Source organism: Streptomyces sp. CO7, from assembly GCF_053474865.1.
Map to the genome: position 1 here is coordinate 368328 of NZ_JBRIOU010000003.1, position 11585 is coordinate 379912.

Genomic DNA, 11585 nt, shown 5'->3' on the forward strand with positions numbered 1-11585 from the left:
CTGTGAGCGTCGTACCCGCCGAGACACGGCCGGGCACGGTACCGGCGCCCGCCGCGGCCCGGCAGCCGGCCGCAGCCGCCCCCGTGGCCCGCGCCGAGCTCGGGCCCCGGACCCGGCTGTGGCCGGCCCTCGACGCCGTCTACCGGGCCCAGCTCTCCCGGGCCCGGGTCGCGCGGATCCCGCTGCTGTTCGTGGCCACCTTCCAGTCCGTCGGCATCATGATCCTGATGCGCGGCGTGGTGGACGGCGGCGACGAGGCGCGCGCCGTGGTCGCCGGCTCCTCCGTCCTGGTCGTCGCCTTCGTGGCGCTCAACCTGCTCTCCCAGTACTTCGGCCAGCTGCGGGCCGGCGGCGGGCTCGACCACTACGCCACCCTGCCCGTGCCGCCCGCGGCGGTGGTGCTGGGCGCCGCCGCCGCGTACGCCTCGTTCACCGTGCCGGGGACCCTGGTCACGGCGGTCTTCGGGTGCCTGCTCTTCGGCCTGCCGCTCACCCACCTGTGGGTGCTGGCCGCCGTGGTCCCGCTGGCCGGGGCCGCCCTGGCCGGGCTCGGCGCGGCCTGCGGGCTGCTCGCGCCCCGGCCCGAGCTGGCCACCCTGCTGGGGCAGCTCGGCATGTCCGCGGCGCTGCTGCTGGGCGTGCTGCCCGCCTCCCGGATGCCGCAGGCCGTCGCCCTGGCCCGGGACCTGCTGCCCTCCACCTACGCGGTCGAGGCGTTCACCCGCTCCTTCGGGGCGCGGCCGGACTGGGCCCTCGTGCTGGGCGACCTCGCCGTCTGCGCCGTCGTCGGCGTCATCTCGCTGGCCGTGGCCACCTGGGCCTACCGCAGGGCCGCCGTCCGGTGACGCGCCGTCCGGCCCGGCCTGGCACGATGTCAGGGTGACCGCACCTCTGACTCCTCCTCCGCACCCGCAGTCCTCCTCCCAGGACGGCACCGCCCAGGACGGCACCGCCGACGGCGCCACGGTGCACGGCGGCTCCCCGGCGCCCGACGGGTCGCAGGCCGCCGAGCGGCACGGCGAGGGCGCCACGGCAGGCGGCTCCCACCGGTACGCGCCGCGCTCCGCGCTGCGGGCGTACCTGGAGGGCGGCCCGGGCCTGCGCACCGAGCTGCGTCAGGCCGCCCTGGTGCTGGGCGCGCTCACCGCGGCCGGACTGCTGCTGGGGCTGCTCTGGGTCTGGCTGGCGCCGCGGGTGCCGCTGGTGGGCGAGGTGGCCGACGGCCGGTGGGTCGCCTTCCTCGCGGACATCGAGGGCGAGCAGGCGGTCGGCGCGGACGGAATGTTCACCCTGCTGGCCACGGGGTTCGGACTGCTCAGCGCGGTGCCGGTGTTCCTCCTCGCGCGGCGCGGCGGCGTGCCGGTGGTCGCGGGGCTGGGCCTCGGCGGGCTGCTCGGGTCGCTGGTGGCCTGGCAGATCGGCATGTCGCTCGGCCCCACGAGCGACGTGGCGGCGCACGCCCGCCAGGTGGGCGAGGGCGTCCGGTTCGACGCGCCGCTGGAACTCCACGCGATCAGTGCGCTGGCCGCCTGGCCGGTGGTCGCCCTGCTGACCCACCTGACCCTCACGGCCCTCCTCGTGCCGCGCGACGACGAGGAGCCCGGCGGCGACCTGCGGGACGACGGCGACGGCCCGGCGCCGACGGTCAGCCTCCAGAAGTAGGCCCCGCTGCCGGGGCCTGGCCCGGACGCGACGGCAGGGGCTCGGCGGGTGTGCGAGCTCGGCCCGGGCGGGGCGGTGCGGACCGCCCGCCCGCAGGCGGGTCCCTACGCCCGCCCGATCGGGGCGAGCACGGCGGAGGTCAGGGTGGCCAGGTCCTTCGGGGACAGCTCGACCTCCAGGCCGCGCCGGCCCGCGGAGACGCAGATCGTCCCGTGGCCCTCGGCGGAGGCGTCCAGCACCGTCGGCAGCCGCTTGCGCTGGCCCAGCGGCGAGATGCCGCCCCGGACGTACCCCGTGGTGCGCTCGGCCAGCGCGGGGTCGGCCATCGCCGCCCGCTTGCCGCCCACCGCGGAGGCCAGCGCCTTCAGGTCCAGCGACCCCGCCACCGGCACCACGGCCACCACCAACGAGCCGTCCACGTCCGCGACCAGGGTCTTGAACACCCGCTCCGGCGACACGCCCATCGCCTCGGCGGCCTCCTCGCCGTAGGAGGGGTGCGCGGGGTCGTGCTCGTAGGCGTGCACGGTGAACACCACGCCGGCCTCGCTCAGCGCGACCGTGGCGGGCGTCCCGCCGGACTGCTGCTTCTTCGACTTCTTCGCCATCTTCCCGTCCTGTGCGGATCCACCGGCCCGGTGCGGGGCCGGGACGCGTCCCCGCGCAGCGTAGTGCCGGGTGCGGAGCGCGCGCGGCGTCGTCCGCGGTGCGGGCCGCGCACCGGCCGCGGGGTCAGTTGAGGCTGGTGGGGGTGCGGGTCAGGTCGCCGGCCGGGAGGGAGGGGAGGCTGCGGATGATCGAGGCCTCCCGGCGCAGCAGCCGCAGCTCGTCCCGCAGCCGCGACGCCGTGTCCGGGGTCTGCAGCAGCCGCTGCTTGGTCGGCGTGTCCAGCACCATCGCCGCCGCGACCAGGTACGACACCACGGACGGCTCGTCCGGCAGCTCGGCCGACGAGGTCAGCGACCGCTCGCTCGCCCCCGCCAGCCGTTTCTGGTACTGCCGGAAGGAGCGCAGCACCCCCTCGGCGAGCGTCCCCGCGCCGTCGCCCTCCTCCTCCGGGAGCTCCTCCAGCTCGCCCGTCAGGTACGGCCCGGAGGAGTCCACCGAGAGCAGCCTGGCCCGCTTCGTGCCGGTGGCCAGGACCTCGTAGGTGCCGTCGGCGCGCTCGCGGATGGTGGCCACGTCGGCCACGCAGGCCACCGAGTGGAAGGAGTTGCCCGGCTCCGGGGCGAAACCGGCGGCCGGACCCCGCTCCAGCGGCGTCGTCGGGTCGGGCATGCCGGGAGCACTGGGCGCCACCTCGTGGCCGTCCCGGATGGCGACCACGGCGAACCGGCGCGGCGCCTCCTCCGGCACCAGGAGCAGGTCGCGCATCATGGCGCGATACCGCTCCTCGAAGACGTTCAGGGGAAGCACGAGCCCGGGGAACAGGACCATGTTCAGGGGAAACAGCGGCAGCCGCAGGGTGGTCACGGCGCAAAAGCCTAATGTGCGCGGCGGCCGGAGCCCGCGCCGCGGTCGGCCGCCCGCCGCGCCGAAGCCCCGCCGTGGCCCCGGGCGGTCACCGTGGCCCCCGGTCCGGCGGGCCTCGGCGCCGCCCCACCCGGCTGACGGGCGGGCCTCAGTGCCGCCCCAGCAGCCGGGTGAACCCGGCGGCGACCGCGGTGGCCATCACCCAGCCGAGCAGGATCAGCACCGCGGCGAGCCACTGCCAGACGCCCCGCAGGTGCCAGGCGGTGGCGTGCCCCAGGTCGATCACCGGCAGCAGCAGGTCCAGCGAGAACAGCGCCGGACTCCACTCCGGGTGCTCCTCCGCCCGGGCCGGCGTCGGCTCGGAGCGGGAGAACAGCAGGGTGCTGGCCGCCCACAGCACCGCCAGCCAGGTCGCCGCCCGCGCCGGACGGTAGCCGTAGGCGACCGCGACGTCCTGGAGGTAGCCCCACAGCTTCGCGGCCGGCGGCAGGGTCTCCCGGCGGCGGCGGTGCTTGGCCAGCAGCACCTCGCGGGCGTCCTCGTCCTCGCCGCCGCCGCGCAGCACGGTCGCCAGCAGCTCGTAGGGCTCCGGGCTGTACTCGGGGGTCGCCGCGACCAGCCACTCCAGGCGCTGCTCCAGGGTGAAGGGGCCCTGGGGCACCAGGTTCTCGTAACAGAACCCGCCCATGTGCAGGCGGCCCGGCCCCGGCCAGCTCTCCGCCCGGTCCACCAGGTTCACCACCCGCGCCCCGGACAGCACCACCCGGCCCCGCCGCGGCCGCACCGGCAGGAACCGCAGCTCCGGCGTCTGCACGCGGCGCAGCGACAGCTCCTGCTCGGCCGTCAGGGTGAACCGGGCGGCCCGCAGGTCCACCGAGTCGCCGAACCGCCCGTCGTCCAGGCGGACCCCGCCCAGGCAGTCGAACGGCTGGACCCGGATGCCGCGTGCCGGGGTGTTCCCGCCGAGCTGGGCGGAGCCCACCCCCGCGGGCGTCAGGTACAGGGCGCGGCCCACCGTCAGCTGCGGCGCGTTGAGCGCGAGCCGCGCGTAGGGGTTGGCCAGGCGCGCGCCGCGCAGGCTCAGCGAGGCGCCCACCTCCGCCGAACGCAGCCCCAGCTCGCCGTGCGACTCCAGCAGGTCCGCCTGCAGGTCCTGGCCGACCTTCATGCCGTCCGCGGAGACCGAGCGCCCGTGCCGGTCGTGCCGCACCACCGCCTGGCTGAGCAGCAGGTCGGTGCCGATGCGGGCGTCGGAGAGCCGGATGCCGCGGGCGAAGCGGCACCGCGGCAGGTGCAGGTCGCCCTCGGTGTGCAGGCGGGCGGCCTCCAGGCGGGGGATCGCGCAGTTCTCCAGCCGCACGGTGGTGAACTTGGCCTCCGGGAGCAGGATCTCGTCGTCGAAGCGGCAGTCCGCCATCTCCACGTAGGGCTCGACCGTGCCGCCCGCCAGGTCCAGGGACCCGGTGACCCGCACCCCGACCAGCTTCAGCGCGGCCACCCGGCCGGCCAGGGCGGGCGGGCCGTCCAGCAGCAGCCAGCAGACGACGCGGGCACGGACGGTGCGCTCGGGGCCCCACGGGTGACGGCCGTGCGGGTCGTCGACCACGGGGTCGCCGTGGCGCAGGTCGTAGACGCTGCCGTCGCGGAACGCCAGCCACATCCCCGACTCCGCCGCCGTCAGGTCGCGCGGCGGGCCGGGCTCACGGATTCCGTCGGGAACGACGGGGCCACCCTCGGTCACGGCACTCACTTCCTCCTCCCCGTGCCCCCTGGTCGTACAGCGGTCATGCCCGAACGTGACCGCACGGACACCTTGCGTAACGGTGATCTTTTGTCCGCCGGACGGCCGCGCCGCAGGGCCGCCCGGGGCGGCGCCGGAGGGGCGGTTGTATCAGCGGTTGATACGTGACGTCGTCCCACCTTTCGGGTCTGAGAGAATTGGAGCCGTGATCTCCCGAATCGATCTGCGCGGCGACGCCCTCCCCGAGGGCCCCGCCCTGCGCGCCCTGCTGCCCCGAGCCGACTTCGACGTGTCCGCCGCCCTCGAGAAGGTGCGGCCGATCTGCGAGGACGTGCATCATCGTGGCGACGCGGCGCTGATCGACTTCGCCGAGAAGTTCGACGGCGTGCGCCTGGAGTCCGTGCGCGTCCCGGCCGCCGCGCTCACCGGGGCGCTGGAGGGCCTGGACCCGGAGATCCGCGCCGCGCTCGAGGAGTCGATCCGCCGCGCCCGCATGGTCCACCGCGCCCAGCGCCGCACCACCCACACCACCCAGGTCGCCCCCGGCGGCACGGTCACCGAGAAGTGGGTGCCGGTCCAGCGGGTCGGCCTGTACGCGCCCGGCGGCCGTGCGGTCTACCCGTCCTCCGTGATCATGAACGTGGTCCCGGCCCAGGAGGCGGGTGTCGAGTCCCTCGCCCTGGCCTCCCCGGCCCAGGCGGAGTTCGGCGGTCTGCCGCACCCCACCATCCTCGCCGCCTGCGCCCTGCTGGGCGTCGACGAGGTCTACGCGGCCGGCGGCGCCACCGCCGTCGCCATGTTCGCGTACGGCACCGAGTCCTGCCCGCCCGCCGACATGGTCACCGGCCCCGGCAACATCTGGGTCGCCGCCGCCAAGCGGTACTTCACCGGGAAGATCGGCATCGACGCCGAGGCCGGCCCGACCGAGATCGCGATCCTCGCCGACGACACCGCCGACCCGGTCCACGTCGCCGCCGACATGATCAGCCAGGCCGAGCACGACCCGCTGGCCGCCGCGGTGCTGGTCACCGACTCCGAGGAGCTGGCCGAGGCGGTCGAGCGCGAGCTGAAGCCGCAGGTCGAGGCGAGCAAGCACACCACCGAGCGGATCGTCCCGGCGCTGGCCGGCCGGCAGTCCGCGATCGTCCTGGTCGACGGCGTCGAGGACGGCCTGAAGGTGGTCGACGCCTACGGCGCCGAGCACCTGGAGGTCATGACCGCCGACGCCGCCGCGCTCGCCGACCGCGTGAAGAACGCCGGCGCGATCTTCGTCGGCCCCTGGTCCCCGGTCTCCCTGGGCGACTACGCGGCCGGCTCCAACCACGTGCTGCCCACCGGCGGCTGCGCCTGCCACTCCTCGGGCCTGTCCGTGCAGTCCTTCCTGCGCGGCATCCACATCGTCGACTACAGCCGCGACGCGCTGGCCGACGTGGCGCACACCGTCGTCACCCTGGCCGAGGCCGAGGACCTCCCGGCCCACGGCGCGGCGGTCAAGGCGCGGTTCGAGTGGAAGGTACCCGGGGGCAAGTGAGCGACGTGAGCGAGATCCGCATCGACGACCTGCCCGTGCGCGAGGAGCTGCGCGGCAAGTCTCCCTACGGCGCGCCGCAGCTCGACGTGCCGGTGCGCCTGAACACCAACGAGAACCCCTACCCGCTGCCCGACGCGCTGGTCGAGCGCATCGCCGAGCGGGTCCGCGAGGCCGCGCGCGACCTCAACCGCTACCCCGACCGGGACGCGGTCGAGCTGCGCACCAAGCTCGCCGCCTACCTCAACGACACGGCCCTGACCGGCACCGAGGGCCACCGGGTCGGCACGGAGAACGTCTGGGCCGCCAACGGCTCCAACGAGGTCCTCCAGCAGCTGCTGCAGACCTTCGGCGGACCCGGCCGCACCGCGATCGGCTTCGAGCCCTCGTACTCGATGCACGCCCTGATCGCCCGCGGCACCGGCACCGGCTGGATCTCAGGCCCCCGCAACGACGACTTCACCGTCGACGTCCCCGCGGCCGAGAAGGCCATCGCCGAGCACCGGCCGGACGTCGTGTTCGTCACGACGCCCAACAACCCCACCGGCAACGCCGTCCCGGCCGAGGCCGTGCTGGCCCTGTACGACGCCGCGCAGGCCGCCAAGCCGTCGATCGTGGTGGTCGACGAGGCCTACGTCGAGTTCAGCCACGGCAGCTCGCTGCTGCCGCTGCTGGAGGGGCGTCCGCACCTGGTGATCTCCCGGACCATGTCCAAGGCGTTCGGCGCCGCGGGCCTGCGCCTGGGCTACTTCGCCGCTCACCCGGCCGTGGTGGACGCCGTCCAGCTGGTCCGGCTGCCCTACCACCTGTCGGCCGTCACCCAGGCCACGGCGCTCGCCGCCCTGGAGCACACCGACACCCTGCTCGGCTACGTCGAGCAGCTCAAGAAGGAGCGCGACCGCCTGGTCGCCGAACTCCGCGGGCTCGGTTACGAGGTGACCGACTCCGACGCCAACTTCGTCCAGTTCGGCCGGTTCGACGACGCGCACGCCACCTGGCGGCGCATCCTCGACCACGGCGTGCTGGTGCGGGACAACGGCGTGCCCGGGTGGCTGCGGGTGACCGCGGGAACGCCCGCCGAGAACGACGCCTTCCTCGAAGCGGTACGCACGCTGGCGGAGGAAGACGTGAAGAAGCAGAACGAGGAGCAGAACTCATGAGCCGCGTCGGGCGCGTCGAGCGCACCACCAAGGAGACCAAGGTCCTGGTCGAGATCGACCTCGACGGGACGGGACGCACCGACATCTCCACCGGCGTCGGCTTCTACGACCACATGCTGGACCAGCTCGGCCGGCACGGTCTGTTCGACCTGACCGTGCGCACCGAGGGCGACCTGCACATCGACTCGCACCACACCATCGAGGACACCGCCCTCGCCATCGGCGCCGCCTTCAAGCAGGCGCTCGGCGACAAGGTCGGCATCTACCGGTTCGGCAACTGCACCGTGCCGCTGGACGAGTCCCTCGCCCAGGTCACCGTCGACCTCTCCGGCCGCCCCTACCTGGTGCACACCGAGCCGGAGAACATGGCGCCGATGATCGGCTCCTACGACACCACGATGACCCGGCACATCTTGGAGTCATTCGTCGCCCAGGCGCAGATCGCCCTGCACGTCCACGTGCCGTACGGGCGCAACGCCCACCACATCGTGGAGTGCCAGTTCAAGGCGCTGGCCCGCGCCCTGCGCTACGCCTCCGAGCGCGACCCGCGCGCCGAGGGCATCCTGCCGTCCACGAAGGGCGCGCTGTAACAGCGATGAACGGACTCTCCACCGCGCTGATCCTCCTCGGCCTCTTCCTGCTCGGAGGAGTGATCTCCTTCGCCAAGCAGAAGATGCCGACGAGCCTGATCGCCGTCCTCTCCATCGGCGCCGCCCTCAGCATCATCGTCGGCGTCCTGTACTGGAAGTAGGAGCATGAGCAGCCCCAAGAAGATCGTCGTCTTCGACTACGGGTTCGGCAACGTCCGCTCCGCCGAGCGGGCGCTCGCCCGCACCGGCGCCGACGTCGAGATCACCCGCGACTACGACACCGCGATGAACGCCGACGGCCTGCTGGTCCCCGGCGTCGGCGCGTTCGCCGCCTGCATGCAGGGCCTGAAGGATGCCCGCGGCGACTGGATCGTCGGCCGCCGGCTCGCCGGCGGCCGCCCGGTCATGGGCATCTGCGTCGGCATGCAGATCCTCTTCGCCCGCGGCATCGAGCACGGCGTGGAGGCCGAGGGCCTCGACGAGTGGCCCGGCACCGTCGAGCCGCTGCAGGCCGACATCGTCCCCCACATGGGCTGGAACACCGTCCAGGCCCCCGAGGACACCGAGCTGTTCGCCGGTCTCGACGCGGACGAGCGGTTCTACTTCGTGCACTCCTACGCCGTCCACGACTGGGCGCTGGAGTCGCACAACCCGTCCATCGCCGCGCCCAAGGTCACCTGGTCCACCCACGGCAAGCCGTTCGTCGCCGCCGTGGAGAACGGCGCGCTGTGGGCCACCCAGTTCCACCCCGAGAAGTCCGGCGACGCCGGAGCGCAGCTGCTGACCAACTGGATCGGAACCCTCTAGACATGGCAGACACCGCCAAGCTTGAACTGCTCCCCGCCGTCGACGTGCGCGACGGCCAGGCCGTCCGCCTCGTCCACGGCGAGTCCGGCACCGAGACCTCCTACGGCTCCCCGCTGGAGGCCGCCCTCGCCTGGCAGTCGGCCGGCGCCGAGTGGCTGCACCTGGTCGACCTGGACGCCGCGTTCGGCACCGGTGACAACCGGGCGCTGATCTCCGAGGTGGCCCGAGCCATGGACATCAAGGTGGAGCTCTCCGGCGGCATCCGCGACGACGACTCGCTCGCCGCCGCGCTCGCCACCGGCGCCACCCGCGTCAACATCGGCACCGCCGCGCTGGAGGACCCCGAGTGGGTCGCCAAGATCATCGCCGAGCACGGCGACAAGATCGCCGTCGGCCTCGACGTGCGCGGCACCACCCTGCGCGGCCGCGGCTGGACCCGCGACGGCGGCGACCTCTACGAGACGCTGGCCCGCCTGGACTCCGAGGGCTGCGCCCGCTACGTCGTCACCGACATCGCCAAGGACGGCACCCTGCAGGGCCCCAACCTGCAGCTGCTGCGGGACGTCTGCGCCCGCACCGACCGCCCGGTCGTCGCCTCCGGCGGGGTCTCCTCGCTGGAGGACCTGCGCGCCATCGCCGAGCTCGTCCCGCTCGGCGTCGAGGGCTCCATCGTCGGCAAGGCGCTGTACGCCAAGGCGTTCACCCTGGAAGAGGCCCTGGAGGCTGTGTCCCGATGACCGAGGCCGTGCGGCGCGCGCAGAGTTCGGAACCCACCCCCTGGGAGGAGGAGATCGGCTTCGCACGCGCCGTCGCGGCGGGCGACCGCGTGCTGGTGGGCGGCACCACCGCCTTCCGGGGCGGCGTCCTCGCGGGCGAGGGCGACCCCTACGAGCAGGCACGGGCCGCCATCGGCAACGCCTTGCGGGCGATCGAGGAGTTCGGGCTCGGCCCCGACTCCGTGATCCGCACGCGGCTGTACCTCACCCACCGCCGGGACGTCGACGCGGTGGGCCGCGCCCACCAGGAGGTCTTCGGCGCGGTACGGCCGGTGACGACGCTGGTGGTCGTCGAGGGGTTCGTCGACCCGCGCATCCTGGTCGAGGTCGAACTCGAGGCCCACCGGGCGGGCTGAGCCCTCTCTTTTCTTCGTTTTTCTTCGTGTGAGGAGCCGTGAATTCCCATGACCCTGGCGGTCCGAGTCATCCCCTGCCTGGACGTCGACAACGGCCGGGTCGTCAAGGGCGTCAACTTCCAGAACCTGCGCGACGCCGGTGACCCGGTGGAGATGGCGAAGGTGTACGACGCCGAGGGCGCCGACGAGTTGACCTTCCTCGACATCACCGCCTCCTCCGGTGACCGGGAGACCACCTACGACGTGGTGCGGCGCACGGCGGAGCAGGTGTTCATCCCGCTCACCGTCGGCGGCGGCGTGCGCACGGCCGACGACGTGGACAAGCTGCTGCGGGCCGGCGCCGACAAGGTGGGCGTCAACACCGCGGCCATCGCGCGGCCCGAACTGATCCGGGAGATCGCCGAGCGGTTCGGGCGGCAGGTGCTGGTGCTGTCGGTGGACGCGCGGCGCACCGACAGCGGGTCCTTCGAGGTCACCACGCACGGCGGGCGGCGGGGCACCGGCATCGACGCGGTCGAGTGGGCGCACCGGGCGGCGGAGCTGGGAGCGGGGGAGATCCTGCTCAACTCCATGGACGCGGACGGCACGAAGGACGGCTACGACCTGGAGATGATCACCGCGGTGCGCAAGCACGTGACGGTGCCGGTCATCGCCTCCGGCGGGGCGGGACGGCTGGAGCACTTCGCCCCCGCGGTGGGCGCGGGAGCGGACGCCGTGCTCGCCGCCTCCGTCTTCCACTTCGGCGACCTGCGCATCGGCGAGGTCAAGTCCGCCCTCGCCGAGGCCGGCCACCCCGTGCGCTGACCTCGCGGCCGCGCGCGTGCCGTTCCCGACGAGGGAGCGGCACGCGCCGGGCGCGGCGTCAGATGCCGAGCGGGGTGGTGTGGGCCTTCGCGATGGCGTCCGGGTCGCCGTCGAGGACCACGTCGGCCACCTTCTGGCGGCCGAAGGCGAAGAGCAGCAGCTCCGACGGCTCCCCGGTGACCGTCACCACCGGCGCCCCCCGGTTCGCCACCGCCGTCCGCCCGTCCGGCCTCCGCAGCACCAGACCCACCGGCGCCCGCCGCCCGAGCAGCCGCGCCATCCGCTCCAGCCGGCTCCACAGCGCGTCCTGGAACACCGGGTCCAGCTCCCTCGGCGTCCAGTCCTCCGCCGCCCGCCGCACGTCCTCGGTGTGGACGTAGAACTCCACCGTGTTGGACGCCTCGTCCACCTGCTTCAGGGAGAACGGCGACATCCGCGGCGGCCCGGTGCGGATCAGCTGGATCAGTTCCTCGTACGGCTTCGCGGCGAACTCCGCCCGCACCCGCTCCAGGCGGTCGGCCAGCGCCTTGATCAGTATGCCGCCCGCCGCGTCGGCCCGGCGCTCGCGCACCACCACGTGCGCGGCCAGGTCGCGGGCCGTCCACTCCCCGCACAACGTGGGGGCCTGGGGCCCGGCCGTCTCCAACAGGTCGGCCAGAAGCAGCCGTTCACGCTTGGCAAACGTCGACAT

Annotated in this window: 14 protein-coding genes; 10 read left to right on the forward strand and 4 right to left on the reverse strand. The window is 74.0% G+C overall.

Annotated elements, in window-relative coordinates; genetic code table 11:
* The first annotated feature begins 2 nt into the window (after positions 1-2).
* Together ACOV8S_RS11585 and ACOV8S_RS11590 are read left to right on the forward strand one after the other, a co-directional pair.
* A complete protein-coding gene (locus tag ACOV8S_RS11585; protein ID WP_448317696.1) occupies positions 3-845 on the forward strand; it encodes an ABC transporter permease in 843 nt (280 codons plus the stop codon).
* 34 nt (positions 846-879) lie between these two features.
* Positions 880-1662: an AAA family ATPase gene (locus ACOV8S_RS11590; RefSeq protein ID WP_448317698.1), complete on the forward strand. Its 783-nt coding sequence runs from the start codon at positions 880-882 to the stop codon at positions 1660-1662.
* A gap of 104 nt (positions 1663-1766) precedes the next feature.
* Here the strand turns inward: ACOV8S_RS11590 and ybaK are convergent, their stop codons facing one another.
* The 3 genes from ybaK to ACOV8S_RS11605 form a co-directional block, all read right to left on the reverse strand.
* A complete protein-coding gene (gene ybaK, locus ACOV8S_RS11595; protein WP_448317699.1) occupies positions 1767-2267 on the reverse strand; it encodes a Cys-tRNA(Pro) deacylase in 501 nt (166 codons plus the stop codon).
* Between the two features lie 124 nt (positions 2268-2391).
* Complete coding sequence (locus tag ACOV8S_RS11600) at positions 2392-3132, reverse strand: LON peptidase substrate-binding domain-containing protein (RefSeq protein ID WP_448317700.1); 741 nt, start codon at positions 3130-3132, stop codon at positions 2392-2394.
* Positions 3133-3280: 148 nt separating this feature from the next.
* Positions 3281-4873: an oxidoreductase gene (locus ACOV8S_RS11605; RefSeq protein WP_448317920.1), complete on the reverse strand. Its 1593-nt coding sequence runs from the start codon at positions 4871-4873 to the stop codon at positions 3281-3283.
* A 205-nt stretch (positions 4874-5078) separates the two neighbouring features.
* Here ACOV8S_RS11605 and hisD point away from each other — a divergent pair, with 205 nt between their 5' ends.
* From hisD to hisF, 8 genes are read left to right on the forward strand one after another with little or no spacing between them, the layout of a single operon-like run.
* A complete protein-coding gene (hisD, locus tag ACOV8S_RS11610; protein ID WP_448317701.1) occupies positions 5079-6404 on the forward strand; it encodes a histidinol dehydrogenase in 1326 nt (441 codons plus the stop codon).
* A gap of 5 nt (positions 6405-6409) precedes the next feature.
* Positions 6410-7561 (forward strand): histidinol-phosphate transaminase, encoded by a 1152-nt coding sequence (locus ACOV8S_RS11615; RefSeq protein WP_448317921.1) that lies wholly within the window; start codon positions 6410-6412, stop codon positions 7559-7561.
* Positions 7558-8151 (forward strand): imidazoleglycerol-phosphate dehydratase HisB, encoded by a 594-nt coding sequence (gene hisB, locus ACOV8S_RS11620; RefSeq protein WP_351114303.1) that lies wholly within the window; start codon positions 7558-7560, stop codon positions 8149-8151. The genes ACOV8S_RS11615 and hisB overlap by 4 nt, the downstream gene beginning before the upstream one ends.
* A gap of 5 nt (positions 8152-8156) precedes the next feature.
* Complete coding sequence (locus tag ACOV8S_RS11625; RefSeq protein ID WP_448317702.1) at positions 8157-8312, forward strand: hypothetical protein; 156 nt, start codon at positions 8157-8159, stop codon at positions 8310-8312.
* Positions 8313-8316: 4 nt separating this feature from the next.
* The gene (hisH, locus tag ACOV8S_RS11630) at positions 8317-8958 is read left to right on the forward strand and encodes an imidazole glycerol phosphate synthase subunit HisH (protein ID WP_448317703.1); all 642 of its coding nucleotides are present in this window, start codon (positions 8317-8319) and stop codon (positions 8956-8958) included.
* 2 nt (positions 8959-8960) lie between these two features.
* Complete coding sequence (priA, locus tag ACOV8S_RS11635) at positions 8961-9695, forward strand: bifunctional 1-(5-phosphoribosyl)-5-((5-phosphoribosylamino)methylideneamino)imidazole-4-carboxamide isomerase/phosphoribosylanthranilate isomerase PriA (protein ID WP_448317704.1); 735 nt, start codon at positions 8961-8963, stop codon at positions 9693-9695.
* Entirely contained in the window at positions 9692-10090 is a 399-nt protein-coding gene (locus ACOV8S_RS11640) for a RidA family protein (protein WP_448317705.1), read from the forward strand. Before priA ends, ACOV8S_RS11640 begins: the two co-directional genes overlap by 4 nt.
* 48 nt (positions 10091-10138) lie before the next feature.
* Complete coding sequence (gene hisF, locus ACOV8S_RS11645) at positions 10139-10894, forward strand: imidazole glycerol phosphate synthase subunit HisF (protein ID WP_351114297.1); 756 nt, start codon at positions 10139-10141, stop codon at positions 10892-10894.
* A 58-nt stretch (positions 10895-10952) separates the two neighbouring features.
* Here hisF and ACOV8S_RS11650 read toward each other — a convergent pair.
* The coding region (locus tag ACOV8S_RS11650; protein ID WP_448317706.1) for a TIGR03085 family metal-binding protein at positions 10953-11585 on the reverse strand (633 nt) is incomplete at its 5' end.